24 protein-coding genes and 1 other RNA gene are annotated in these 25,461 nt (G+C 45.2%); 11 read left to right on the top strand and 14 right to left on the bottom strand.

What is annotated here, in order from left to right:
• Positions 1-146 precede the first annotated feature (146 nt).
• The 6 genes from AACP44_RS01770 to ffs all read left to right on the top strand — a co-directional run bounded on the left by AACP44_RS01770 (position 147) and on the right by ffs (position 5,601).
• Positions 147-776, top strand: coding sequence for a TetR/AcrR family transcriptional regulator (locus AACP44_RS01770; protein WP_339338407.1), 630 nt, complete (start codon positions 147-149; stop codon positions 774-776).
• A gap of 394 nt (positions 777-1,170) precedes the next feature.
• Entirely contained in the window at positions 1,171-1,800 is a 630-nt protein-coding gene (locus AACP44_RS01765; protein WP_339338405.1) for a TetR/AcrR family transcriptional regulator, read from the top strand.
• Positions 1,801-2,475: 675 nt separating this feature from the next.
• Complete coding sequence (locus tag AACP44_RS01760) at positions 2,476-3,105, top strand: TetR/AcrR family transcriptional regulator (RefSeq protein WP_339338403.1); 630 nt, start codon at positions 2,476-2,478, stop codon at positions 3,103-3,105.
• A gap of 122 nt (positions 3,106-3,227) precedes the next feature.
• On the top strand, positions 3,228-4,607 hold the full coding sequence (locus AACP44_RS01755) for a DegQ family serine endoprotease (RefSeq protein ID WP_339338401.1): 1,380 nt from the start codon (positions 3,228-3,230) through the stop codon (positions 4,605-4,607).
• Between the two features lie 110 nt (positions 4,608-4,717).
• On the top strand, positions 4,718-5,356 hold the full coding sequence (locus tag AACP44_RS01750) for a DUF4136 domain-containing protein (protein WP_339338399.1): 639 nt from the start codon (positions 4,718-4,720) through the stop codon (positions 5,354-5,356).
• A 148-nt stretch (positions 5,357-5,504) separates the two neighbouring features.
• An RNA gene (gene ffs, locus AACP44_RS01745) (signal recognition particle sRNA small type) lies at positions 5,505-5,601 on the top strand.
• An 85-nt stretch (positions 5,602-5,686) separates the two neighbouring features.
• On the opposite strand, the gene AACP44_RS01740 is transcribed toward ffs, so the two are convergent.
• The 3 genes from AACP44_RS01740 to AACP44_RS01730 form a co-directional block, all read right to left on the bottom strand.
• Positions 5,687-6,688: a metal-dependent hydrolase gene (locus AACP44_RS01740; protein ID WP_339338397.1), complete on the bottom strand. Its 1,002-nt coding sequence runs from the start codon at positions 6,686-6,688 to the stop codon at positions 5,687-5,689.
• 83 nt (positions 6,689-6,771) lie between these two features.
• Complete coding sequence (gene ylqF, locus AACP44_RS01735; RefSeq protein WP_339338395.1) at positions 6,772-7,698, bottom strand: ribosome biogenesis GTPase YlqF; 927 nt, start codon at positions 7,696-7,698, stop codon at positions 6,772-6,774.
• A 234-nt stretch (positions 7,699-7,932) separates the two neighbouring features.
• Positions 7,933-9,105, bottom strand: coding sequence for a patatin-like phospholipase family protein (locus tag AACP44_RS01730; protein ID WP_339338411.1), 1,173 nt, complete (start codon positions 9,103-9,105; stop codon positions 7,933-7,935).
• A gap of 117 nt (positions 9,106-9,222) precedes the next feature.
• Between AACP44_RS01730 and AACP44_RS01725 the strand changes: the two genes are divergently transcribed.
• Positions 9,223-9,534, top strand: coding sequence for a Rieske (2Fe-2S) protein (locus tag AACP44_RS01725; protein ID WP_339338393.1), 312 nt, complete (start codon positions 9,223-9,225; stop codon positions 9,532-9,534).
• A 33-nt stretch (positions 9,535-9,567) separates the two neighbouring features.
• On the opposite strand, the gene AACP44_RS01720 is transcribed toward AACP44_RS01725, so the two are convergent.
• From AACP44_RS01720 to AACP44_RS01695, 6 genes are all read right to left on the bottom strand, one after another.
• Positions 9,568-10,707, bottom strand: coding sequence for a cupin domain-containing protein (locus AACP44_RS01720; RefSeq protein WP_339338391.1), 1,140 nt, complete (start codon positions 10,705-10,707; stop codon positions 9,568-9,570).
• A gap of 48 nt (positions 10,708-10,755) precedes the next feature.
• The gene (gene purB, locus AACP44_RS01715) at positions 10,756-12,120 is read right to left on the bottom strand and encodes an adenylosuccinate lyase (RefSeq protein ID WP_339338389.1); all 1,365 of its coding nucleotides are present in this window, start codon (positions 12,118-12,120) and stop codon (positions 10,756-10,758) included.
• Positions 12,121-12,236: 116 nt separating this feature from the next.
• Positions 12,237-12,863, bottom strand: a complete 627-nt coding sequence (hflD, locus tag AACP44_RS01710) for a high frequency lysogenization protein HflD (RefSeq protein ID WP_339338387.1) — start codon at positions 12,861-12,863, stop codon at positions 12,237-12,239.
• A 10-nt stretch (positions 12,864-12,873) separates the two neighbouring features.
• Positions 12,874-14,004: a tRNA 2-thiouridine(34) synthase MnmA gene (mnmA, locus tag AACP44_RS01705; RefSeq protein WP_339338385.1), complete on the bottom strand. Its 1,131-nt coding sequence runs from the start codon at positions 14,002-14,004 to the stop codon at positions 12,874-12,876.
• A 25-nt stretch (positions 14,005-14,029) separates the two neighbouring features.
• Complete coding sequence (locus AACP44_RS01700) at positions 14,030-14,470, bottom strand: NUDIX hydrolase (protein WP_339338383.1); 441 nt, start codon at positions 14,468-14,470, stop codon at positions 14,030-14,032.
• A 35-nt stretch (positions 14,471-14,505) separates the two neighbouring features.
• The gene (locus AACP44_RS01695; RefSeq protein WP_339338381.1) at positions 14,506-15,099 is read right to left on the bottom strand and encodes a pseudouridine synthase; all 594 of its coding nucleotides are present in this window, start codon (positions 15,097-15,099) and stop codon (positions 14,506-14,508) included.
• 395 nt (positions 15,100-15,494) lie between these two features.
• Between AACP44_RS01695 and icd the strand changes: the two genes are divergently transcribed.
• Positions 15,495-16,757, top strand: a complete 1,263-nt coding sequence (icd, locus tag AACP44_RS01690; RefSeq protein WP_339338379.1) for an NADP-dependent isocitrate dehydrogenase — start codon at positions 15,495-15,497, stop codon at positions 16,755-16,757.
• A gap of 120 nt (positions 16,758-16,877) precedes the next feature.
• On the opposite strand, the gene AACP44_RS01685 is transcribed toward icd, so the two are convergent.
• Complete coding sequence (locus tag AACP44_RS01685; protein WP_339338377.1) at positions 16,878-17,138, bottom strand: cold shock domain-containing protein; 261 nt, start codon at positions 17,136-17,138, stop codon at positions 16,878-16,880.
• Positions 17,139-17,401: 263 nt separating this feature from the next.
• Between AACP44_RS01685 and clpS the strand changes: the two genes are divergently transcribed.
• Both clpS and clpA read left to right on the top strand, forming a co-directional pair.
• Positions 17,402-17,740, top strand: a complete 339-nt coding sequence (clpS, locus tag AACP44_RS01680) for an ATP-dependent Clp protease adapter ClpS (RefSeq protein ID WP_339338409.1) — start codon at positions 17,402-17,404, stop codon at positions 17,738-17,740.
• Positions 17,741-17,801: 61 nt separating this feature from the next.
• A complete protein-coding gene (gene clpA, locus AACP44_RS01675; protein WP_339338376.1) occupies positions 17,802-20,069 on the top strand; it encodes an ATP-dependent Clp protease ATP-binding subunit ClpA in 2,268 nt (755 codons plus the stop codon).
• Between the two features lie 21 nt (positions 20,070-20,090).
• Here clpA and infA read toward each other — a convergent pair whose 3' ends face one another.
• The 4 genes from infA to trxB all read right to left on the bottom strand — a co-directional run bounded on the left by infA (position 20,091) and on the right by trxB (position 22,893).
• A complete protein-coding gene (gene infA / locus AACP44_RS01670) occupies positions 20,091-20,309 on the bottom strand; it encodes a translation initiation factor IF-1 (protein WP_339338374.1) in 219 nt (72 codons plus the stop codon).
• A 125-nt stretch (positions 20,310-20,434) separates the two neighbouring features.
• Positions 20,435-21,142, bottom strand: coding sequence for an arginyltransferase (locus AACP44_RS01665; RefSeq protein WP_339338372.1), 708 nt, complete (start codon positions 21,140-21,142; stop codon positions 20,435-20,437).
• A 12-nt stretch (positions 21,143-21,154) separates the two neighbouring features.
• Positions 21,155-21,868, bottom strand: a complete 714-nt coding sequence (gene aat, locus AACP44_RS01660) for a leucyl/phenylalanyl-tRNA--protein transferase (RefSeq protein WP_339338370.1) — start codon at positions 21,866-21,868, stop codon at positions 21,155-21,157.
• 71 nt (positions 21,869-21,939) lie between these two features.
• Positions 21,940-22,893 carry a thioredoxin-disulfide reductase gene (gene trxB / locus AACP44_RS01655; RefSeq protein ID WP_339338368.1) on the bottom strand — a complete coding sequence of 318 codons (954 nt, stop codon included), beginning with the start codon at positions 22,891-22,893 and terminating at the stop codon, positions 21,940-21,942.
• 230 nt (positions 22,894-23,123) lie between these two features.
• On the opposite strand from trxB, the gene AACP44_RS01650 reads away from it, so the two are divergent.
• Entirely contained in the window at positions 23,124-25,454 is a 2,331-nt protein-coding gene (locus AACP44_RS01650; protein ID WP_339338366.1) for a DNA translocase FtsK 4TM domain-containing protein, read from the top strand.
• Positions 25,455-25,461 lie beyond the last annotated feature (7 nt).

Here is a 25,461-nt window from a genome sequence, read left to right as displayed (position 1 = left end):
CCAAATAGACCAAATAGACCAAATAGACGTTTAGCGATCTGGATAATGCTATTATCAAAAATTGGTTAAGCATAGCAATATTATAAGCCGTTTTAGTTTTCTTACCGAAACATCAGCCCATCTCACAAGGAAGTACATGGCGGCTTATGAAAAAAACTCAAAGCAATAATGTGATTCCGATTACACAGGCTAAAAAGCTCAAACCTGTTAACACTCGAAAAAAAATTATTGATGCCTATATTGAGTTAATCACCAAGCAAGGCTTTTCGGCTACCACACATAAACAACTAGCAGAAAAGACACAAGTTTCTTCAAGTACCATCTACCATCACTTTGCCAAAAAAACTGATTTATATGAGGCCTTAATTGACCGCGCCCATAAAAAGTTTCTAACGCTTATCGACGATGAAGATATGTTTGCCGGCACACTTGAAACTCGAGTTAGTCTTCTTGTCTCGTTGAGTTGGGATTTTTTTCAGAGTCAGCTCTATTTGGCCTCGCTAGAAATTCGCATAATGACCCGCAAAGACCCGATCATGGTTGGTGCAGCGGAACTCAGCGAACACTATGATACGAAACGGACACAACGTTTAAGGCAGATATTAGTTGGGGCTAACGTAAACGACCGTGAACTATGGGAGGCATTGACCTATGGGCATACCACTCTTATCGGTTTATGCCATGAAACTATCCGTAAACCCAAACTAGATAATATTGACAGTTATTTATGGCGTATCAGTCGCAATATGGTGAAGATGCTGAAATCTGCTGATTAGTTCTTATTGCGCTTTTATTCTCTGCCGTACTAATGAAATCTATATAGGTCTTGACGATGACTGCAGCTACTAGCACAGCCAAAACGTATCAGAATATATTTTCTTCGGTTAAGATTAATCAACCGTTGGAAGCGTCATCGCTAACGACTAGCTTTAACAAGCCTACAGCCCACTTTGTTCGATTAATATCGATCAGCAGCAGACCTATTGCTCAGTTTTAGCGAGAGTCCCGGCACTTGAAGTACGATTAACCTAAAGTGCTTGAAATCCAATAAACGGTCTAGCGAGCTAGATAATACGAGTATCAAAGTCTGGTTAGGCATAGCTATGCTATCAATGATTTTTGCCTTATTGCTAAAACCTCCCCTTCTTACAAGCTCGTGCTGAGTGGCTTATGGAAAAAAATGAAAGTAATAATGTTGTTTCGATAACGCAGGCTAAAAAGCTTAATCCCGTTAACACTCGGGAAAGAATTATCGATGCCTATATTGAGCTAATCACAAAACAGGGCTTTGCGGCTACCACCCATAAACAACTGGCTGAAAAAGCCAAGGTTTCTTCAAGTACCATCTATTATCACTTTGCCAAAAAAACTGATTTATATGAGACCTTATTTCATCATATCGATGAAAAGTATCTGGCATTATTCGACAACGAAGATCTGTTTACCGGCAAACTTGAAGCTCGAGTGACTCTTTTTATCTCGTTGGTTTGGCAATATACACAAAGTCCGCTCTATTGGATCATGATGGAAATTCGTTTGGTGATTCGTAACGACCAGATGATGGCAAGGACATTGAATCACCCCGAATCTTTTTTAAAGAAACGAAATCAACGATTTAAACTGATATTGGCTGGATCTAAGGTAAGCGATAGAAAAGTCCGGGAGGCAGTCACCTATGCCAATATCTCTCTTATTGGTTTAAGCTATGAAACTGTCCGTAATCCCAAACTGGCTAATATTGGCGGTTATTTACGGCGCATTAGTCGCAATATGGTGAAGATGCTGAAATCTCCTGATTAGTTTTTGTTGCGCTTTATCAGGATCATCGCTTCTCGATTGATCATTTCCGCACTGGTGCCAAATGTTGGTCTTTCCTCATGCCGATGCGTTTGATTCAGGTCACTGACTAGTGGAGAGTGGAGGGCGCAGGAGGTTGCTCGTGACGATAATCATGGCTCGCCGAGTTTTGTTAATAGATTTATTACTGATTCTCGCCATTCCTTTTTAGTACATTGGGCCTGGTTATCGGCTACCAAGCAATTAGCTATCGCTATGCAGTTATTATTTGCCGAGTTTAATTTTGAGGATCTGCTGTTTTTTTTGCAAGGTTTATCCAGTGTTTAAGCCTGCTGGTTACTAGCATTGAGTTATGGCGTTTATTCGACTGACTGGCCTGCAATAATTTACGGCTCTATTGCCGGTTTAATGCTATTAAGTCGTCTAATTATATTCTCTTCGATTAAAACTTATCGTTCACTGCACACACCATCACAAGTACTTAACCTTATGCAGTTTTATTAAATTGGTAGCTAATTTTTTTCGATTAATATGATCGGCTATTGTAGACTTTTCAATCAATTTCAGCGATGATTTTTATACTTGTCATACGACTGATTAAGGATTGTCATGTTGTAAGTAGATTTAGTCTTCTCGCTGAACCATTATCCCATTTCACAAGGCATTGCTAAGTGGCTTATGAAAAAAACGCAAAGTAATAATGTTATTTCGATAACCCAGGCCAAAAATTTTATCCCCGTTAACACGCGAGAGAAAATTATCGATGCCTATGTTGAGTTAATTACAAAGCAAGGTTTTGCAGTTACCACGCACAAACAACTGGCCGAAAAAGCCAAGGTTTGTTCAAGCACCATCTATTACCACTTTGGCAGTAAAACTGATTTATACGAGGCGTTAATTAAGCGTGCCCATAAAAAATTTCTACAACTTATTGACAATGAATATCTATTTTCCGGTGATCTTGAAGATCGAGTTAGCCTTCTGGTCTCTTTGAGTTGGCATTTTTTTCAGAGTCAGCTCCATATGGCCACGCTTGAAATTCGCATGGTGACCCGTAACGATCAAATAAATTCGAGCATATCAGCTATTACCGAATATTATGACAAGAAACGGTTACAACGATTACGACAGATATTAATCGGTGTTGACGTGAATGATAGGGAGCTCTGGGAGGCATTAGCCTATGCCCATATCTCACTTATCGGCTTAAGCTACGAATGTATCCGCAAGCCGCGAATGGCTAATCTTGGTGGTTTTTTGCGGCGTATCAGTCGCAATACGGTCAAAATGCTGAAATCTCCTGGCTAGCTATTGTTGCAATTTTGTCATCGGCTAAATTGGTTATTTTAGCTAGAAAACCCTTGAAAACACTGCTAACCATCGCTATCTAGTGCTTATTGATTGTTATACATTTATCTTAGGAGTAATTAATGAGTCGATTTTTACGCCGTGTTTATTGTGTTTGGCTTATGCTGCTAGTGGTACCCACTACAGGGGCAGTACTGCCTGCTGCCGATAGCGAGGGCAGGCCGTTACCAAGCCTTGCCCCCTTGTTAAAAAATGTGAACCCCTCGGTTGTGAATATATCCACCTATACCACCCGCACCCTGCAACAAAACCCGCTGCTAAACGATCCGTTTTTTAGACGCTTCTTTAATATCCCCCAAGGCCAAACAATACCACAAACCCGCCGCAGCCAAAGTGCCGGCTCTGGCGTTATTATCAATGCCGAGCGGGGCACAGTGGTCACCAATCACCATGTGGTCAATGGTGCCGATGAAATCACTGTAGGCCTTGAAGATGGCCGCAGCTATCAAGCCAGCCTAATCGGATCAGACCCAGAAGTTGATATCGCTGTTCTGCAGCTGCAGAAATTTGAAAACCTTACCGAGTTGCCGATTGCTGATTCTGACCAATTACAAGTCGGTGACTTTGTCGTTGCTATCGGCAACCCCTTTGGTCTGGGTCAAACCGTCACTTCCGGTGTGGTTAGCGCATTGGGAAGAAGTGGCTTGGGTATGCAAGGCTATGAAAATTTTATTCAAACCGATGCGTCAATCAATCCCGGCAATTCCGGTGGCGCGTTAGTTAATTTAAGTGGCGAGCTGGTCGGCATTAACACTGCGATCATTGCGCCGGCGGGCGGTAATATTGGTATCGGTTTTGCCATTCCAACCAATATGGCAAAAGCGAGTATTGACCAAATTGTGCGATTTGGCGCCGTTGAGCGCGGCCAGCTGGGCATTATTATTCAGGACTTAACTCGCGAGCTGGCTACAGCGTTTGATATTGATCAGCAACAGCGCGGTGTGGTGATCGCTCAAGTGCAACAGGGCTCTGCTGCCGATAAAGCAGGTTTATTGGCCGGTGATATTGTCATCAGTATTGATGCTAAACCGATTAAATCAACTGCCGAATTACGCTTTGAAATCGGTCGCCATCGAGTGGGTGATAAGATTCAACTGACTGTGTTAAGAGATGGCAAAAGCCAACTGATCAAAGCTAAAATCGGTGAGGCGGGTGATACGGAAGCGGCGAAAGTCCGGCAGGCCAAAAACGAAAGCCTACATCCCTTTCTGGAAGGCGCCAGCCTTCAAGCCACCGAACAAAGCGGTATTAAGGTGATCGATATTGAACCAGCCTCTAAGGCCGCTTTTGCCGGCCTGCGACCGGGCGATATTATTTTATCGGCTAACCGCGAACAGGTTTCTACTATGACGGATTTGGCACAAGCTGTGCAGAACTCTGATCGTCGCTTGGTACTGCTTATTCAACGTGGTAACGTCGCTTTATATATTGTGTTGCAGTAGTTTTAATGCCTTAATGCTGGTATTAACATGATTAGACATCAGTTGTTACCCAACACCCTGGGCTAACAAAACCAATGGGCTAATAAAACAAGGAAGATTGAGGTCATATTATGATTATGAAAATAATGTCTATGATAAAAATAGCTATATTGTCTGTGCTGTTCACTTTAACTGCCTGCAGCACAATTAAAGTCAGTACCGACTTTAATGTAGAATATGATTTTAATAATCTGACTACTTATGCATGGATGGAACCCAAGCAGGCAATACCGAAGAACCCTTTGGTTGATAATGATTTAATGAACGAGCGGGTGCGACGCTCGGTAGCAAAGCAGCTGACTTCACAGGGCTTTGCTAAAGCCGAGGGCGATAACGGCGCAGACTTTTTAATCACTTACCATATCAGTACTGAAACCAAGATTAGTATTAAACGTTTTCATAATCTGTATGGTTATTATCCTTACTGCTGGAACCATTGCTTCCTTTATAACCGTTTTTACGGTTACGATTATTTTCATGGCTATCGTTATGGTCATTATGGCCCAGATGATGATATCTCGGTCGTTCAATACCAGCAGAGCACCTTTATGCTTGATATCATCGAGCCTGCCACTAATAAGCTTATATGGCGTGGTGTAGCCAAGCGGCAACTACCGAGCGGCAACGCGCAACAGCGGGATATTTATATTGATGAAATAGTCACAGCCATACTGGCGCAGTTCCCACCGCCGGTTAAATTAGCTGATTAGCAAACGATTGATCGGAAAGTAGAGCAGCCTTGCTAAAGCCATAAAATGCGCTTGCAAGGGCGACTAAATTTAAGCACAATACGCGGCCTTTGAAGCAGGCCAGATGTCGAAAAAGCCTTATTGTGTTTCAAAGACGTTATGGTGGTCCTTCCGGTCCTCTCGCAACGTTAGATAGCAAACCCCGCCAGGCCCGGAAGGGAGCAACGGTAGTTATCAATGCGTGTGCCGGGATGTGGCTGGCTGGACTGCCACCAATCTACTGCTCCGTTTAACCAAGTTTTTATGGCTTATTCGGTCAAACAACTCGATAGAATCCTAATAAAACCAGCATTAATCATTGAATAGCATTCGCTTAAAGCTTTCAATGTGCTCTGGGCTCATCTTCCTTAACATCACATAAGCCACATGATCGCTGTCTTTAGCCTCAGGATTTAACTCGATTCCCCATAAGGCGTTTACCTCGTTGGGTAGCAGTGAATAACGCATATCAATAATACGATTTGGATTGTCGGGATCTTTGGCGATATAACCATTGGAAAACCAGCGAAATCGTTCTATATCTTTGGCCTGCTGTGTGTTGGGTTTTAACCATGGAAAATCTCTAGTGAGATTAAGTTTGTTAACACTGTCACCCTGATAGGTGTTAACACTGCTACCGACCCTGACAGCATCAATATAAAACTTATCTTCGGTTTCATAAACTATTTTCCATAGCAGTAAATTAGCAAAACTCGGCTTGGCCTCAAGGCGAATAGGGGTGTGTTGACGTTGTTGGGCCAGTCGTTGACCAAGCTGTTCAGCACGCTCATTTTGTATTAAACCCAAAACGGGGTAGCTAATAGCCCATATCAGTGCCGCGCGGGCGTAGCGGTTATTTTTTTTCAGTGCTGACAGAATCACTAGCAGGACTAATGGCAGGGTATAGAGAGGGTCGATAATGGACAGTGTATTCCAGGCAATACGCATATCGCTGACAGGCCATAATAGCTGAGTGCCATAAGTGGTACAGGCATCGACCAAGCCATGGGTGGCAAAACCTAGCGTACAATAAAGCCAGCAACGCCTAAAGCTAAGACCCCAGCGTCGAGCAAATAGACAGTAGAATACTGCGGCGCAAATCAAACCGCCAAATGGGATAAATACTAGAGAATGCGTAAACTGACGATGATATTCCAAAAACAGCAGGGGGTCGGTATTAGAGCGGAACACTACATCCAGGTCAGGAGCCAAACCGGAAAAAAATCCCAGTAAACCAGCAATCACAGTATGCTGATTTTTATTGGTGGCCTGGGGTAATGTTGCCCCGACAATGCCTTGTGTTAGTGGATCCATAAACAACCTGTTAGCTAGTAATAAGGCTGTGCATAATAACGCTATTGCAAAGCATTAGCATGATTTTTTATGCAGGGGACTACCTAGGAGGACTTGCCTCGCTTTTTGGCAGTTTTCCTAGCCGCTTTTTGGGCCGCTTTTTTAGCCATTAACTGTTTAACCAGCTCGGTTTCGGATTCGGTTTGTTCGGGGCTTTCAAGCGTAATTCGCCCCAGTGTTCCGGCTCTTAATTCATTAAGTAAAATGGTCGATATCTTTTCTAAATCGACTTTGCCGCCTGTCCGCAGGCAACCGCGTTTTTTACCGATCTGTTGTAAAAATTCAAATTCGGTAGCGGGCAGCTGGTCAAGTTGATAGCGATCTAATAATTGCTCAGGATAATACTTGAGTAGAAAGTCCGCAGCAAAAAATGCCACGTCGTCATAGCTCATGGCGGTATCTTTAATCGCGCCGGTTGTCGCCAGCCGATAGCTACTTTGTTCACTTTCAACTTTAGGCCAGAGCATACCGGGGGTATCAAATAGCATAATGCCGTTTCCAAGCTTAATCCGCTGCTGGCCTTTAGTAATAGCCGGCTCATTACCGGTTTTAGCAATGACTTTTCCCGCCAGTGTATTAATCAACGTGGATTTTCCGACATTGGGGATACCCATAATCATCACATGGATATCATGATGGCTTTGGTTTTTTTTTGGTAGCATCTTGCGACACAGATCAATAATGGTTTGAGCTTTCTCCGGTTGGGTATGACTTAGGGCCAATGCTTTTATGCCTTGGGTTTGATCTAGATAATCAATCCATTGTTGGGTCATCAACGGGTCTGCCAAATCGCTTTTTGTCAGTACTTTGATGCAGGGTTTATCGCCGCGCAATTTAGCAATCATGGGGTTTTCACTACTAAAGGGAATTCTCGCATCCAGCACCTCAATAATAAGATGGATTTGAGGCAGTATCTCTTCGATCTGCTTACGCGCCTTGTTCATATGGCCCGGAAACCATTGAATACTCATGCTGATGTTCTCGTGATGTTGATCATGGGGAGGTCGCCCAATGAGGTCACAATCGATATTCGCCATAGATATAGCAATAAATCATTTAATTCAATGATTTACAAGGTATATCTAGAAAGTTAGTTAAAATGGTCGTAGCTCAAAACTTCTTGGCTATCCCCATTTATTTTATCGGCGGTAGATTATACCGCTATTAGTCAACTGCATTAGCCAGTGGAGGACAGTCTTTATCGCTCACTCTGATGATAAAAACTGCAGAATTTTTTCGGCTTGGTCTTTGCCATCTTTATAACCCAGATCAATCAGTCGTTGACAAAAGTTTGGGGTAAATAATAAATAGCTGGCAACGTTAACACCGCCATCACTGGAGCCACCACCACTGATACGTAAAAAGGTTCTAATGCTTCTGGGTAACTCCTTAAAATACTTATCTGCCAGTGTATCAATATCTTCAGAAGGTGAAATAACGTGGAAATCAATCGGGCGCAATGTTCTGCCTTCCTGATTTTCAATCTGGTTATGGTTGTTAGCTAATAACTGGTTCATTTGTTCTAGCAGTTCTATATCTGTTTCAAGGCTATCGACAAAGGCACTATTTAACAGGTGACCAATAACCTGACCAAAAGCGGGCGAGTGAACTCGACTATAGGGGCGCTCATAATTTTTTTTATGGCCGGTACTGCTGATAATTAACACTTTTTTAGCACCGAGATGCAATGCTGGGCTAATCGGTGCTAGCTGTCTTAAAGCGCCGTCGCCATAGTAGTTTCTGCCAACCCGCTGTGGCGGGAAAATAGTCGGTATGGCGGTTGATGCCAACAGATGCCGATGTTGTAGCGGTGTCGGGATGCCTTGCCTGCGCCAGCGCTGCCAGTCGGCATTTTCAGGGCCGCCTTGATAAAAGCTAACTGAAACTCTATCGGTATAGTTCATGGCGGTAACGCAAACAGCTGATAGATTGCCGGCTTTTAAGTTGCGGCCAATACCAGAGAAGTCTATTTTTTCCCGTAAAAATTGTTTTAACGGGGTATTGTCGAGTAGGGCGACTGGGCGACCAACAGCAATCCCAGAGTTAAATAACGAAACAATCAGTCGCCAGGCATTGCGGCAAATGCCAGACCAATCACTGCGATAAACATGCTCTGTTCCCAGTGTTTGCCAAAGCTGTTCTAACCAAGCGCAACTCTGCTGAAAATTACTTTCTCGACTAGCAATAGCCACGGCGTTAATGGCACCCGCTGATGTGCCGCAGTAAACAGGGAATGGGTATTCGTATTTATCTTGGGTCATTTCAGCCAGCGCTTTTAACACGCCAACCTGATAGGCGGCTCTTGCTCCACCTCCGGGCATAATTAAAGCGGTACCCGTATCGCTAGAGGGGCTATTAGATTGTTGGTCTGGATTCATCACAAGATAGGTCTGTTATTATTGATCAAGTTACTTGCAGTTTAGCGGCATATTGCTTATTTTCAAATCTGAACTCTACTCTTGCTGTTGACTAGTCTCAGAACCGGATTTTTCGCCATGCGTTTTTATTCTTTGGATAAGCTGATTAACTTGCACGATGGCTATCGAAAGGTGTTTAAAATTGATCAATATCAATTGATCTTATTACAGTTAGACGGTGAGCGATATTTACTGGAGAGTACTTGCCCGCATCGCGGCCATCCTATTTCAGAGTCAGATATTACCGGAACCACTTTACGCTGCGCCTTACATGGCTATCAGTTTGATATTGCTAGCGGTCAATTAATTGCTGCCACCGCACAGCCTTGTCGCGGCCTTAACACTTATCCATTAATCTATCAGGATACTGAGATAGGCGTCATGCTTTAATCAGCGCCTATTTTAGCTCAAGTCATACCAACATTAGTCAGACTCTGCATCAAAATAGAGAGAGCCTTGCGCAACTAACTGCTTAATCAACTCGACACTTTGTAAATCTTCAAGCCATGGCTGAAGCTCTTCAGCGCGATAATGATCATTATTGGCTAATAGCGCTGCCAGCTTAGGTGCTGCGTTATAGCTACAGCCATTAACAAAAAGCGTGGCTTGATGGCCAGCATTGATATAAGCAAAGCGCGCACTGCTATCACGGCAAAGCCGCTTATGCTTGGTTAGCAGGGTACTGATATCCTCATCCAAAACGTCGGCATGATCTGTATTTTCAGGATACTTGGGCGCTGTTATAAAGTCGCCAAACCAGGCGCCAATAGCCGATTTGTCATCGATAAACTGTTTCAATAATGCCTGTATTTTATCAATGGTAGCGGCGGTGATCTCACCTGGATTCGGCTGCTGTGTTAGTTGGGGGTCGGTATAGCGATTATGTTCGTCAAGCTGGCTTATTTGGTGATCACAAAAATCCGATAATAGCTCACCATAACTGGGTGCCCTAAAGCCAATGGAATAAGTCATACAGTCATTATCGATTGAGGTTCCCCAATGACCATAACCCGGCGGGATATAAAGCATATCCCCAGCGCTTAATTCCCACTCTTGCTCGCTAACAAAGTCTTTCAATAAGCGTAGTTGCTGATTATCTTGTAAAGAGCTTTGCTCAGAGTATTTTGGACCCAGTTGCCAACGACGACGACCAGCGCCCTGCAATAAAAAAACATCATAGTTATCATAGTGTGGTCCGACACTGCCGCCTTGGGTGGCATAGCTGACCATCACATCATCAATCCGCCAGTTGGGAATAAAGCGAAAGCTATTGAGTAATTCCGCTACTTCCGGCACCCAGTGGTCGACGGCCTGCACTAATAAAGTCCAGTTCTTTTCGGGTAGTGTATGAAAAACGGATTCTTCGATTGGGCCATGTTGCACATGCCACTGCTGTTGCTCTGTCGTGATCAGTCTGGATTCAATTTCCTGCTCACAGGCTAGTCCGGCTAACTCCTGCGGTGATAATGGATTGTTAAAATTGGGGAGGGCGTTGCGAATTAGCCGTGGCTTTTGCTGCCAGTAATGTTGCAGAAAGTTGTCAATATCCAGATTGTTAATCATGGTAACCAAATAATAAAAAAGCCCCGCACTGCGAGGCTTTTAAAACGATTAAATATCTTTTGCCTGTTCTATCGCATTGCCTATATAGGTATCAGGCGATAGCTGTCTGAGGTCTGCTTTGGCCTGTTCTGGAATAGCCAAGCTATCAATAAAGGTATCGAGTGTTTCACGGTTTATGGTTTGACCACGGGTTAGCGCTTTGAGCTTTTCATAGGGCTCTTCGATATTGTAGCGACGCATCACCGTTTGAATGGGCTCAGCCAACACTTCCCAGCTATTGTCCAAATCGTCCGATAGGCGTTGCGGATTTATTTCCAGCTTGCCCAAACCTTTAAGGGTGGCGGCATAGGCAATTAAACTATAACCCATACCAACGCCCATATTACGTAATACGGTTGAATCGGTCAGATCGCGTTGCCAGCGTGAAATCGGCAGCTTGCTAGCCATATGACTAAATACCGCATTGGCTAAACCCAGATTGCCTTCGGAGTTTTCAAAATCGATGGGGTTGACTTTATGCGGCATGGTGGATGAACCCACTTCACCGGCAACAACACGCTGCTTGAAAAAACCCATGGAAATATAGGCCCAGATATCACGGTCCAGATCGATCACAATGGTATTGAAACGGGCAAAAGCGTCAAACAACTCAGCAATATAATCATGCGGTTCAATTTGTGTGGTGTAAGGATTCCAGTTAAGACCCAAGCTCTCAACAAAAGCTTGCGCATTAGCTGGCCAGTCAATATCGGGGTAGGCGGACAGATGTGCATTATAGTTACCGACCGCACCGTTGATTTTGCCTAACAATTCAATCTGTTCGATTTGCTGGATTTGGCGGCGCAGGCGGGCGACGACATTGGCAAATTCTTTACCCATGGTGGAAGGGCTAGCGGTTTGACCATGAGTGCGGGACAGCATCGGGGTCGATGCGTACTCGTGGCTGAGCTCGGTCATTTTGTCGACTAGAGAAGTCATCGATTGAACAATAATCTGGCGACCTTCTTTTAACATCAGTGCATGAGATAAATTATTAATATCTTCCGAGGTGCAGGCAAAGTGGATAAATTCGCTAACGGCGTTAACTTCTTGATTGTCTGCCACAGCCTGTTTAAGAAAATACTCAACCGCCTTAACATCATGGTTGGTGGTACTTTCAATTGTTTTAATAGCCAGCGCGTCTTGTTCGGAAAAATTATCGACAATGTTATTCAGCAAGGCATTGGCTTTATCGCTAAAAGGCGGGACTTCACTAATAGCCGGATGCGCAGCCAGACATTGCAACCAGCGAACCTCAACCAGTACGCGATTTTTAATTAAACCAAACTCACTAAAAACACCGCGCAGTGAAGCGGTTTTGCTGCCATAGCGTCCGTCGATAGGTGAGATTGCGGTTAGGGCTGATAATTCCATGAATGTGTCTCGTTATTTAAAAAGGTCTTATGTTTAAAAACTTGCCTGCGCCTGTCTGAAAGGACGCGCAATCATACATGATTTTGTGGCTAATTTCAGCGCCAATCCCTGTTGATTTAACAGCCTGCTAGTAACTCTTTGGCGCATTGTAATAGCTGGCGTCTGGCGAATAGCCATTTCCAGCGCCGGCCACCGGCCTGGCGCCATAACACCGCGCTACGAATCCCGGCCAGTAATAGCGCCCGAATGGTATCGGCGTTTTGCGGGTTTTGCAGTTGCTGCATACTGCCGCTGATGTGAATCCGAAATTTAAAGGTACTTAAGGTATCTTGGTAAATGGCGGCAATACTTTTCGCAGTAGAGGCAGGGTTGTCACTAAAGTGCTCGGCTTTAAGCGAAGCATGTTCCAAACGACTGCGAATAATCGATAATAGCTCGTCATTGGCTAACAGTTTCTTTTGTAAATAAAGCATTCCCATCGTATAGCGAATAATGCTTTGGTATTGATGACGATGGCCACCAGTTAGTATATCGCTTAATACTTGCAAGCCCAATTTAACACCATAAACACCTCCATAAATAGCGGCTGAATCTTTGGCATCAAAAACAAATAGACTATTGATCGAGGGGTTGACGCTTTCAGCGGGAGCCTTACCGGTACGGGCAATTTGATCGACCAGATAGGCACTTTGTAATACGCCTGCTAAGGCCAAGGTTTGCGAGGTGATATTTGCTGTAGACAAGGATAAAGACCTAAATTGATGCCGCCGTGCTGTTTGAGAGCGTGGTTGGGTTGTAAGCCTGCTCTATAATACCGCCGCCAAGACAGAGTGTATCGTTGTAGAAAACCACCGATTGCCCCGGGGTAATGGCGCGCTGAGGCTGATCAAAAATCACCTGATAACCCGCCTCACCCTGAAGGATTTCACAGGCTTGATCCTGCTGGCGATAGCGAACTTTTGCCAGACAGCGGTAGGGCAGTTTCGGCTCAACACCGTCAATCCAGTGAAGATGACTAACGAATAGCGCCTGTTTAAATAATCGTGGATGCTGGCTACCTTGAGCAATAATTAATACATTGCGTTGCAGGTCTTTATCAACCACATACCACGGTTCATCACCGCCACCCTTAACACCCCCAATACCCAAACCCTGACGCTGACCAATGGTGTGATACATCAGGCCGTTATGCTGACCCATGGGGCTGCCATCAATACTTTCTATGTCACCAGGCTGGGCCGGTAGATACCGCTGTAAAAAATCTTTAAACCGGCGCTCGCCGATAAAACAAATGCCGGTACTGTCTTTTTTGTTGTGGGTTACCAGATCATGCTGTGCAGCGATATGCCGGACTTCTGGTTTTTCTAGTGCGCCGATCGGAAATAAGGTTTTGGCGATTTCCTTGCCGCTAACTGCATGCAAAAAATAACTTTGATCTTTGTTGTTATCGACACCTTTGACCAGTTGCGCCGTATCACCTTGCTGTTGTTTGCGAACATAATGACCTGTGGCAATAAAATCGGCGCCTAATGCTAAGGCATAATCGAGAAAAGCCTTAAATTTTATTTCGCGGTTACAAAGAATATCGGGGTTGGGGGTTCTACCGGCTTTATATTCTGCTAAAAAATGTTGAAATACATTATCCCAATATTCCGCTGCAAAATTGGCCGTATGTAAATGAATACCGAGTTTATCTGACACTGCCTGTGCATCCGCCAAATCTTCTTTGGCCGTGCAGTACTCCGTGCCGTCATCCTCGTCCCAGTTTTTCATAAACAAACCCTCAACCTGATAGCCTTGCTGTTGTAGCAACAAGGCTGATACGGAAGAGTCAACGCCGCCGGACATACCGACAATAACTTTTTGTTGTGCGGGTTTATTCATCAATAATAAGTTGGGCAGTTAGGTTTTAATTAAAGACCAGATCAAGCGGGTAACGATGTCCCTGCTGATAATGCTCAATACATGTGATCACCAAATCTGAGCGCATACGATCACGGTTGGCCAAAATCTCGTCATAACTCATCCATACAGCTTGTTCGATACCCTCATCAAGCGCTTGCTTAGGATCGTGCTCCACAGCTGTGGCATAAAAGGTCGTACGGTGATAAGTCACTTGATTATGAGGTGAGGTATAAAGGCCAACACCTACCACACCCTGAAGTTGCACATGCCAACCAGTTTCTTCGAAGGTTTCCCTGATAGCGGCCTGCTCGAGGGTCTCATCCGCATCAAGATGGCCGGCAGGTTGGTTAAATACCAGCTCGCCGTTGCAATGCTCTTCTACTAATAAATACTTGCCGTCTTTTTCTATTACCGTGGCCACGGTGACATGGGGCTGCCAGTTCATCCGAATTCCTACTACTTAATGTTGTGAAGCGGCGATTATAGCCTTCTATTGCCACGAGTTGAACGCTTGGATCGCTTGTTTACTGGCGCATGAACCATTAATTGTCTGGATTGTCCGGGGCTTAATGACTCCAGCGACCAATCACCCACCTTGGTGCGAATTAACCGAAGCGTTGGCAAACCGATGGCTGCGGTCATTCGTCTAACTTGACGGTTGCGACCCTCGCTAATCGTCAATTCAAGCCACTGAGTAGGGATCGAGGCTCTTTCTCTAACAGGGGGGGTACGTGGCCATATCTTCGGCTCTGTTATTAAGCCGACTTTGGCAGGGCGACAGAGACCATCTTTGAGCTCTATGCCTTTACGAAGCGGCTCAAGGTCAGTGTTAGTGGGCTTACCTTCCACCTGAACCCAGTAAGTTTTATTGCGCTTAGTATCAGCATGACTAATCTGATGCTGTAATTGACCATCATCGGTCAGTACGACTAGCCCCTCGGAATCATAATCAAGTCGACCGGCAGGATAGACTCCAGGGGTATCGACAAAATCGGCAAGGGTGGAGCGACCTTCTTTATCCGTAAATTGACAAAGCACGTTAAAAGGTTTGTTCAGAAGGATGATTTTGGCCATTAATTGATCGATACTAAGCTAAGTGATTGTTTTAAACCATATTATCATCTATCAGAATGCGTTGCTTGGTGCTATAATCACCACCGCACAACTTGGACAGACCAACAATTGCAGTAACCATGGCTGTTATCAATAAAACCTCACCTATAGTGAATAAAATTGTCCATATGCTGTTGATAAAGGGAAGGGTCTCTGTCTGTTTTTCTTCGACAGCAGATTGAAAACGCTAACAACAATAGTGCAAGCTTTAGCCATGCTGACAATAGCTTTATCTGACCACTTTCGGCGTTAATAGGGTTTCGATGGTCTTTTTATTTATTACTTCATCATTGTATAAAAGTGGCTCAATCTACCGCGCCATTTTTGACTTTACCAGTTAATCAAAGGAGTTTTTGATGTCTTATCAGTTTATCAAGGTGCCCGTCCAAGGCGAGAAAATTGTCGTTAACAACGACTCGTCCTTAAACGTACCCGACCAGCCTATTATTCCTTATATTGAAGGTGATGGTATTGGCGTCGATATTAGTCCAGTGATGATTAAGGTGGTCGATGCAGCGGTAGAAAAAGCCTATGGCGGCGAGAAAAAAATTAGCTGGATGGAAATTTTTACCGGCGAAAAAGCCGCTGAAATGTACGATGGCGATTGGTTTCCGGCCGAAACCCTTGACGCTATTAAAGAATATTCTGTGGGTATCAAAGGCCCATTGACTACACCGGTAGGTGGCGGCTTTCGTTCATTAAATGTAGCGCTACGTCAGGAACTGGATTTATATACCTGCCTGCGTCCAGTTCGCTGGTTTGAGGGTGTGCCTTCACCGGTTAAGGAACCCAATAAAACCAATATGGTGATCTTCCGTGAAAACTCTGAGGATATTTATGCCGGCATAGAGTGGAAAGCGGGCACCGATCAAGCGGACAAAATTATTCAATATCTGCAAGCAGAAATGGGCGTTAGTAAAATCCGCTTCCCAGACAATTGCGGTATCGGCATTAAGCCTGTTTCAAAAGAGGGCACCCAGCGCTTAGTTCGCAAAGCGATTCAATATACGATCGATCAAGATTTGCCGTCACTGACGCTGGTGCATAAGGGCAATATCATGAAGTTTACCGAAGGGGCCTTTAAAGATTGGGGCTACCAGTTGGCTCAGGAAGAATTTGGTGCCGAGTTATTAGATGGCGGACCATGGATGCGTTTTAATAACCCAGTGACCGGCAAAGAGATTATCATCAAAGATGTGATTGCCGATGCCATGTTGCAACAGGTGCTATTGCGCCCTGATGAATACAGCGTCATAGCCACCCTAAACCTTAATGGCGATTATTTATCTGACGCCTTGGCGGCTCAAGTGGGTGGTATTGGTATTGCTCCCGGCGCCAATCTCAGTGACAACATTGCTTTGTTTGAGGCGACGCACGGTACCGCGCCAAAATATGCTGGGCAGGATAAGGTTAATCCAGGTTCATTAATTCTTTCGGCTGAAATGATGCTACGTCATATCGGCTGGAATGAGGCGGCAGATTTGATTATTGATGGTATGAACGGTGCTATTCAGGCTAAAACGGTCACCTATGACTTTGAGCGACTAATGGATGGGGCGACATTATTAACATGTTCCGAGTTTGGCGATGCCATTATCGAACATATGCCCTCAGCCTAAAGGCTGATGCTCTGGGGATTGAAAAGCCCGTGGGTATTTTTCCCCATCTGATTACACTTATCCAACAGTATCGAAAAAGTGTGAGACTGAAGAAAAGCTAGAAGATGGATTGATCAGCTGTTAGCTGGTCTCTGTTGCCGCTTCTAGGGTAGCAGTAACTTCATTATCACTGGGACTATCGACAACCACTATATTTGTCGCATGGAGGCCTTTGGGGCCATCAACGGTTTGATAAGATACAGCTTGGCCGGCTTTGAGTGTTTTGTAACCACTCATATCGACAGAAGAGTAATGAGCAAAGACATCAGCACCACCATCCTCCGGAAGGATAAATCCGAAACCTTTAGCGTTGTTGAACCACTTTACTGTTCCAGTTTGCAAGGCAGAGGTCCTTTTATTATTACCCGCAGGCGGGAGTACTTATAGATCACTAGCTTGTTTAATGGCTGGGTGTTATACAATGCTAGGTAAATTCGCCCTAGCCGTCATATCAGAATGTAATTTTTTAACATTTTTTAACCAATAGTCAAGCGTTCTGGCCGAAATTTAGCCAAATAGCTAAAATTAGGACGATAAATTTGGCAATATTTGTTGTAAAAGGTAGGAATATGGGTCAACAGGAAAATCTTCAACTAACATTCACTATGGGTGAAGCTGATGATCTCCCTCCCGATTATGATCAGGAGGGGGATGTTGCTCTGGCCGAAGCTAAGCCAGAGCTTAAGCCGCCATCCATGTATCAGGTGGTGTTGCTTAACGATGATTACACCCCGATGGAGTTTGTCGTCGAGATACTTGAAATGTTCTTTAATATGAACCGAGAGAAGGCCACTCAGGTGATGTTAACCGTACATACTCAAGGCAAAGGTATTTGTGGTATTTACACCAGAGATATTGCTGAAACCAAGGCGGCTCAGGTGAATCAATACGCAAAAGATTGTGAGCACCCCTTGCTGGCAGAAATCGAGGTAGCCGATAGCTAACAATCCGCAGTAAAACTGGCCAATAAAACAGCGAGAAGACCCCGAATTTGGAGTGTTAAGTATGTTAAGTAAGGATTTGGAGCAGACATTAAACCAAGCATTTAAAGGTGCTCGAACCAAGCGGCATGAGTTTATGACCGTTGAACATCTTTTATTGGCCCTGGTAGATAATGCTGTTGCAGCCAATGTGATGGTTGCCTGCGGTGCCGATTTGACTCAGTTACGGACTGACTTGGTCGATTTTGTCGACTCCACCACACCCTTGATCCCTGAGCGCGATATAGAGCGTGAAACCCAGCCTACCTTGGGTTTCCAGCGGGTATTACAGCGCGCGGTGTTCCATGTGCAATCATCCGGCAAAAAAGAGGTCACAGGCGCCAATGTGCTTGTGGCTATTTTTAGCGAGCAGGAAAGTCAGGCTGTCTATTTCCTTAAACTACAAAGCGTGACCCGTCTTGATGTGGTGAATTATCTGACTCATGGTATTTCTAAAGTGACGGATGAGTCCGACCACGATGAAGATCACAACCCATCGTCAGCCGATGATGAGGCCAGTACTGGCGACAGTGAAAAAAGTCCACTAGAAAGTTTTGCTACCAATTTGAATGAACAAGCCCGCCTGGGTCAAATTGATCCTTTAGTGGGTCGCTCTGGTGAAGTTGAGCGTGTGTCACAGATTCTGTCACGGCGCAGAAAAAACAACCCGCTGTTAGTGGGAGAATCGGGTGTAGGTAAAACCGCTATTGCTGAAGGACTGGCCAAATTAATCGTCGATGGCGACGTACCCGAAATTCTTAAACAAAGCGTGGTTTACTCGCTGGATATGGGCGCCTTATTAGCTGGCACTAAATATCGTGGTGATTTTGAAAAACGCTTTAAAGGTTTATTAGCGGATTTAAAAAAACATCCGCACTCTGTTTTATTTATCGATGAAATTCATACCATTATCGGTGCCGGTGCTGCCTCTGGTGGCGTTATGGATGCCTCTAATTTACTCAAGCCATTATTAAGTGGTGGGCAGATGCGCTGCATTGGCTCGACCACCTTTCAGGAGTATCGCGGTATTTTCGATAAAGATAGGGCGCTGAGTCGTCGCTTCCAAAAAGTGGATGTATTGGAACCTTCAGTTGATGAAACCTATCGCATCCTAAAAGGCCTAAAAAGCCGCTTTGAAGAACATCACGAAATTCGCTATAACGACAAAGCCCTGCAAGCCGCAGCGGAATTATCCGATCGCTATATCAATGATCGCTTTATGCCGGACAAGGCGATTGATGTGATTGATGAAGCAGGGGCCTTTCAACGTTTACAAACGGCTAGCAAACGCAAAAAGGTGATTGGTGTTGGTGATATTGAAAGCATTGTTGCCAAGATTGCCCGTATCCCACCCAAATCTGTCTCCAAGGATGACAAGAAATCCTTACAAAAACTGGAAGACAATTTAAAAATGGTGGTGTTTGGTCAGGATAACGCCATTACTACTTTATCAACGGCCATCAAAATGGCCCGTGCTGGCCTAAAGTCAGTAGAAAAACCGATTGGTTCTTTTTTATTAGCGGGTCCTACTGGTGTTGGCAAAACCGAAGTTAGCCATCAATTAGCTAAAATTCTTGGCCTTGAATTAGTCCGTTTCGATATGTCTGAATATATGGAACGACATACGGTGTCGCGTTTAATCGGTGCGCCTCCCGGTTATGTGGGTTATGACCAAGGTGGATTGTTAACCGAGGCTGTAACCAAGCATCCTCACTCTGTCGTACTGCTTGATGAAATCGAAAAGGCTCACCCTGAAGTCTTTAATCTTTTATTGCAAGTTATGGATCACGGCACTCTCACCGATAATAACGGACGCAAAGCCGATTTTCGTAATGTGATCTTTATTATGACCACCAATGCCGGAGCAGAGAGTGTTAGCCGTCGTTCTATGGGCTTTACCGAGCAAGATAATGCTACCGATGCGATGGAAGCGATTAATCGTTTGTTTACTCCGGAATTTCGCAACCGTCTGGATGCCATCGTTCAATTTGAACCATTGCCGGAACAGGTGGTGTTAACGGTTGTGGATAAGTTTTTGATCGAGCTGCAAGGTCAGCTAGATGATAAGCGCGTGACTTTAGATGTCGATGATGAAGCCAGATTGTGGCTAGTTAGAAAAGGCTACGATAAAAATATGGGTGCAAGGCCGATGGCTCGAGTTATTCAAGAGCACATCAAAAAGCCCTTGGCTGAAAAAGTCTTATTCGGAGACCTGTCGCAAGACGGTGGGGTAGTAGCAGTACGGGTTGAAGACGGAGAGTTGGTTGTCGTTGAAGAAGAGGCGCTGGCATAGCGCTTGATACTCACAAAAAACTTATCTGGCGCGGTAGGTAATACGACCTTTAGTTAAATCGTATGGCGTTAATTCGACGCGAACTTTATCACCCGTCAAAATACGAATATAGTTTTTACGCATCTTGCCAGAAATATGGGCAATCACTTCGTGACCGTTTTCTAGCTTCACTTTAAACGTAGTGTTAGGCAGGGTATCAATAACTTCACCTTCCATTTCTAACTGTTCTTCTTTTGCCATTCGGCGTATTCCTCTAATAGTCGTCTATTCGTCTATTCGTCTATTCGTCTAGTCGTCGATTAATCCACCTGAAGGTGAAAAACTGCGCGCATTGTGCCTGAAAATATCCCAGGAAGCAAAACGCATTAGCTTAAGGTCAGCCAGCGATTATTAAGCAAAAGCTGCAATGGCCTATAATCAGTTTTGTAACTCATCTTGCTGCATTCTTTGACCCAGTAACCCAGATAAACAAACTCCAGACCCAGCACTTTACACTGTTCAATTTGCCATAATATGCCGTAAACACCAAGGCTGCGCTTACCCATATCGGGGTCAAAAAAGGTATAAATGGCGGAGAGACCATTATCCACCTGATCAGTAACAGCAACGGCAATCAATTGTTTGTCCAGCATAAAGCCATAGTAACAGGTGGTGCCCATTTCTTTGGTCAGGAAAGTCATATATTGCTCATAACTGGGCGGATACATGTCTCCATCCTGATGACGGGTATTGATATAGCGTTGGTATAGCTGATAACAGTCCTGATTGAAAATATCGTCAATTTCAATAACCCTAAGATCTTTGTTGCGATTCAAAATTCTGCGCTGACCGCGGTTAGGTTTAAAGCTGTCCACAGGCACTCGCGCGGGTACGCAAGCTTTACAATGATCACAATGCGGTCGATAGATACGAGGCCCACTACGCCGAAAACCAATCTCCAGCAACTGACTATAGGTTGCTGCATCTACAGTGGCTTCAGGGTCGACAAATAAGGTGGTTGCCTGCTGGCCTTCGAGATAACTGCACGGATGTGAGTGGGTGGTATAGAATTTTAAATCTGATAAAACGGTCATGGCACTACTTGCTCACTCGGTCAACAGCGAATTCCAGTTATCGGCCCAATTATCACCGCTTCGCTTATCTATATTATCTGAGAGTAGTTTACAAAACACCTCACGGCTAATCTCTTCTGCGCCAAGACTGGTTAAATGCGGGTTAGAGACCTGACAGTCAATCACGGCAAAACCCCAATTTTCAAGCTGTTTGGCTAAATGGGCAAAGGCCACCTTAGAGGCGTCTGTACTAAGACTAAACATGGATTCGCCATAGAACACCTTGCCAATGGCTATACCATAAAGCCCGCCAACCAACTGCCCGTCTTGCCAGGTCTCAATAGAGTGCGCAATGCCTCTGTCAAACAGCTCACCATAGGCTTGCAACATTTCATCGGTAATCCATGTGCCGTCTTGTCCTGCTCTAGGTGTATCAGCACAGTGCTGCATCACTTGTCGAAATTGCTGGTCGCAGGTCACCGTATAATCCTGTCGGCGCAGCCGTTTTTTTAAACTTTTGGAAAGATAAATACGATCGGGGAACAACACGGCTCTCGGGCTAGGGGACCACCAGAGAATCGGCTGCGAGGCTTCGAACCAGGGGAAAATACCCTGTCGATAAGCAGCGATAAGACGCTCAGGGCTTAAGTCACCGCCAACAGCCAATAAACCATTGGGTTCATCAAGAGCATTATCTATTGCCGGAAAATCACAATTGGCTGAGTCCAGCCAGGAGATAGTAGACATAGATCTATTGAACGCCGGTTGTTAAGCCGGCGTCAAGCACCGGAGTGAAGCATTGGGATGAAGGATTGGGGTCAGGCCAAATCATCCATATACTTTTCAGCATCAAGCGCCGCCATACAACCGGCACCGGCAGAGGTCACTGCCTGACGATAAATATGATCGGCCACATCACCTGCGGCAAACACGCCTTCAACGCTGGTTTGCGTGGCCTTGCCTTCAAGACCGCTATTAATTTTGATATAGCCGTCTTTCATAGCCAGTTGGCCTTCAAAGATATCGGTATTGGGCTTATGGCCAATGGCAATAAATACGCCGGCAACATCAATTGATTGTTTGCTGTCATCAATAGTGCTGGCCAAATTAAGTCCGGTCACACCGGTTTCGTCACCGGTTACCTCTTCAAGCACATGATTCCAGAGAATCGTCACATTGCCGTTTTTTTCTTTTTCTAACAGTTTGTCACGCAGTATTTTCTCGGAACGAAGGCTGTCACGGCGATGCACCAACGTCACCTCAGACGCAAGGTTAGACAGATATAACGCTTCTTCAACCGCCGTATTACCACCACCAATGACTGCGACTTTTTTATTGCGATAAAAAAAGCCATCACAGGTGGCACAAGCACTAACGCCTTTACCCATAAATTCCTCTTCAGAGGGAAGGCCTAAATATTGCGCAGAGGCGCCGGTAGCAATAATCAATGAGTCACAGCTATAGGTGGCGCTATTGCCTTTAAGAATAAAAGGGCGCTGATTAAGGTCGGTCTGTTCAATATGATCAAACACGATTTGAGTATCAAAACGCTCGGCATGCTGCTGCATTCTGACCATCAGATCAGGCCCTTGCAAACCTTCGACATCACCAGGCCAGTTATCGACTTCGGTTGTCGTAGTCAGCTGACCACCTTGCTGCATGCCGGTAATGACGACGGGATTCAAATTGGCTCGAGCGGCGTATACCGCGGCTGTATAGCCGGCTGGACCTGAACCTAGGATAATTAATGGGTGATGTTGTAGGTCGCTCATAAAATACCTTCTTCGCAGCTTTCTATAAATCAATCGGTGACATTTAAAGTGTCGGCTATAATAGAGTAATTAACCGACGCAATATATGTGTAATTACAGCAAATCGCTGATTTAGATGCTAATATTGCGACGTTTTCAATAATTAAAAGAGCCGTTGGTCAATATTATTCACCGGCATAGCATTTCAGTAAAACAAGGGGATAGTGACGGTCTTGAATAAGCAGGCCTCTGTGCAAAAAACAAGCAATCACCCAGTGGTAGAGAAATTTTTGCCTCGCTTGCGCGAAGGCGCCCTGATTGGTTTTGTAGCGGTTTTTCTCTATTTAATGATGGCGCTTCTCAGCTATGATCAAGGCGATCCCGGTTGGTCACGGACAGGTAGCGGTGGCGCCATAGCTAATTCCGGCGGTCCTACCGGGGCTTGGTTGGCGGATATCTTCTTCTCACTGTTTGGCTATATGGCCTATTTATTCCCGCTAATGATTGGCTATCGTGCGTGGATTTTATTCCGAGAACGCTATCAGCCACTGCCTTTTGACTGGGCCTCATTTGGGGTGCGTGTTATCGGTCTTATTCTGGTTATGATTGGCAGCACCTCATTGGCGATGATTGGTGATACTGGTACATCGGGCTTGCCCTTTGGCGCCGGTGGCGCCTTGGGACAATCGGTTGGCTCTTCGAGCGTTAGTGCTTTTAGTCTGTTTGGCGGCAGATTGATTCTGTTAGCCCTATTGCTATTCGGCATGACCATATTTACTGACCTTTCATGGTTGAAGCTGATGGATATAACCGGCGCCTGCACTTTGCAGTTTGTGGCATTTGTGCGTGGCAGCCTGATCAGACGTTGGCAACAATGGCAGGAAAAACGTGTCCAACAAAAAGCTCAACTGGAACGTAAAGTGGTTATCGCCAAACAGGTTGAAAAAGAAAAAACCCGCAAAGCACCCAAAATTCAGCTACTGCCAAAAAAACCCGAAAAAAGTGAGCGGGTAGAGCGCGAGAAACAGCGCCCCTTATTTAACGCCCCGGTAGTTGGCTCATTACCACCCTTGAATTTATTAGACCCTGCTGATGACTCGCATAAAAAAGGCTTCTCTGCTGATGCACTGGAAGCCTTATCAAGATTACTTGAACACAAGCTGAAAGATTTTGGTGTTGTAGCCGAGGTAACAGAAGTATTACCAGGACCCGTGGTTACCCGTTTTGAAATTCAACCTGGCACTGGCGTTAAGGTTAGCAAAATTACTAACCTCGCCAAAGATATTGCCCGCTCCTTGGCAGTCATTAGTGTTCGGGTAGTAGAAGTTATCCCCGGCAAGTCGGTTGTTGGTATCGAAATCCCCAACGAAGATAGAGCCGTGGTAAATTATCGCGATGTTTTATCGTCAAAGGTTTATGAAAATTCAAAGTCACCGCTAAGTATAGCCTTGGGGCATGATATTTCCGGTGAGCCGATTGTCGCCGACTTGGGCAAGATGCCGCATCTGTTAGTTGCTGGTACCACCGGTTCTGGTAAGTCGGTGGGTGTTAACGCCATGCTGCTAAGCTTTCTGTATAAATCGACACCAGCCGAAGTAAGATTGATTTTGGTTGATCCTAAAATGCTGGAACTGTCAGTGTATGACGGTATTCCTCATCTACTAACCCCCGTTATCACCGATATGAAAGATGCCGCCAATGGCCTGCGTTGGTGTGTGGCTGAAATGGAACGTCGCTATAAACTGATGGCTGCACTAGGCGTCAGAAACTTAGCGGGATTCAACCGTAAAGTTGAAGACGCGGCTTCCAGTGATAATCCGATTGTTGATCCTTTATGGACACCCCAAGAAGTCCTTGATCCGGAAGCAGATCCACAAGTAGCACCACCGCTTGAAACCTTGCCATCTATTGTGGTGGTCATCGATGAATTTGCCGACATGATGATGGTGGTGGGTAAAAAAGTGGAAGAGTTAATTGCCCGTATTGCACAAAAAGCCCGTGCCGCCGGTATTCATTTAATACTCGCCACACAGCGACCCTCAGTCGATGTCATTACCGGCTTGATTAAAGCCAATGTGCCATCGCGTATTGCCTTTCAGGTTTCATCGCGCGTTGATTCCAGAACCATACTTGATCAGGGTGGGGCGGAACAATTATTAGGCCATGGTGATATGTTATACCTGCCACCAGGAACCAGTTTACCGGTGCGTGTTCACGGCGCCTTTGTTTCAGATGAAGAAGTGCATCGTGTTGTTGCTGACTGGAAGCGTCGCGGCGAACCTGCTTATATTGAAGGCTTACTCGATGAAGGCGCCAATGGCCCTGCAATCCCGGGCTTTACCGCCGAAGGCGGCAGCGGAGGTGGCGATGGTGATGACGAAAGTGATGCCTTATACGACGAAGCTGTTCATTATGTCACCCAGTCGCGCCGCGCCTCAATTTCCTCGGTGCAGCGCAAATTACGGATTGGTTATAATCGTGCGGCACGCCTAATCGAAGCCATGGAAGCGGCTGGCGTGGTCACTGAAATGGGCCACAATGGCAGCCGTGAAGTGTTAGCGCCACCGCCGCCTTCAGAATAAACCAGCA

Source organism: uncultured Oceanicoccus sp. (assembly GCF_963968385.1).
In the GTDB taxonomy this organism is placed as follows: Bacteria; Pseudomonadota; Gammaproteobacteria; order Pseudomonadales; family Dasaniaceae; genus Oceanicoccus.
This window is presented reverse-complemented; position numbering and strand designations above follow the sequence as displayed.

Bases quoted from the DNA above. Each gene is read 5' to 3' on its own strand.
- AACP44_RS01770 (WP_339338407.1), top strand. From the start codon at position 147: ATGAAAAAAACTCAAAGCAATAATGTGATTCCGATTACACAGGCTAAA.
- AACP44_RS01765 (WP_339338405.1), top strand. From the start codon at position 1,171: ATGGAAAAAAATGAAAGTAATAATGTTGTTTCGATAACGCAGGCTAAA.
- AACP44_RS01760 (WP_339338403.1), top strand. From the start codon at position 2,476: ATGAAAAAAACGCAAAGTAATAATGTTATTTCGATAACCCAGGCCAAA.
- AACP44_RS01755 (WP_339338401.1), top strand. From the start codon at position 3,228: ATGAGTCGATTTTTACGCCGTGTTTATTGTGTTTGGCTTATGCTGCTA.
- AACP44_RS01750 (WP_339338399.1), top strand. From the start codon at position 4,718: ATGATTATGAAAATAATGTCTATGATAAAAATAGCTATATTGTCTGTG.
- AACP44_RS01740 (WP_339338397.1), bottom strand. From the start codon at position 6,688: ATGGATCCACTAACACAAGGCATTGTCGGGGCAACATTACCCCAGGCC.
- ylqF (WP_339338395.1), bottom strand. From the start codon at position 7,698: ATGAGTATTCAATGGTTTCCGGGCCATATGAACAAGGCGCGTAAGCAG.
- AACP44_RS01730 (WP_339338411.1), bottom strand. From the start codon at position 9,105: ATGAATCCAGACCAACAATCTAATAGCCCCTCTAGCGATACGGGTACC.
- AACP44_RS01725 (WP_339338393.1), top strand. From the start codon at position 9,223: ATGCGTTTTTATTCTTTGGATAAGCTGATTAACTTGCACGATGGCTAT.
- AACP44_RS01720 (WP_339338391.1), bottom strand. From the start codon at position 10,707: ATGATTAACAATCTGGATATTGACAACTTTCTGCAACATTACTGGCAG.
- purB (WP_339338389.1), bottom strand. From the start codon at position 12,120: ATGGAATTATCAGCCCTAACCGCAATCTCACCTATCGACGGACGCTAT.
- mnmA (WP_339338385.1), bottom strand. From the start codon at position 14,004: ATGAATAAACCCGCACAACAAAAAGTTATTGTCGGTATGTCCGGCGGC.
- AACP44_RS01700 (WP_339338383.1), bottom strand. From the start codon at position 14,470: ATGAACTGGCAGCCCCATGTCACCGTGGCCACGGTAATAGAAAAAGAC.
- AACP44_RS01695 (WP_339338381.1), bottom strand. From the start codon at position 15,099: ATGGCCAAAATCATCCTTCTGAACAAACCTTTTAACGTGCTTTGTCAA.
- icd (WP_339338379.1), top strand. From the start codon at position 15,495: ATGTCTTATCAGTTTATCAAGGTGCCCGTCCAAGGCGAGAAAATTGTC.
- clpS (WP_339338409.1), top strand. From the start codon at position 17,402: ATGGGTGAAGCTGATGATCTCCCTCCCGATTATGATCAGGAGGGGGAT.
- clpA (WP_339338376.1), top strand. From the start codon at position 17,802: ATGTTAAGTAAGGATTTGGAGCAGACATTAAACCAAGCATTTAAAGGT.
- infA (WP_339338374.1), bottom strand. From the start codon at position 20,309: ATGGCAAAAGAAGAACAGTTAGAAATGGAAGGTGAAGTTATTGATACC.
- AACP44_RS01665 (WP_339338372.1), bottom strand. From the start codon at position 21,142: ATGACCGTTTTATCAGATTTAAAATTCTATACCACCCACTCACATCCG.
- aat (WP_339338370.1), bottom strand. From the start codon at position 21,868: ATGTCTACTATCTCCTGGCTGGACTCAGCCAATTGTGATTTTCCGGCA.
- trxB (WP_339338368.1), bottom strand. From the start codon at position 22,893: ATGAGCGACCTACAACATCACCCATTAATTATCCTAGGTTCAGGTCCA.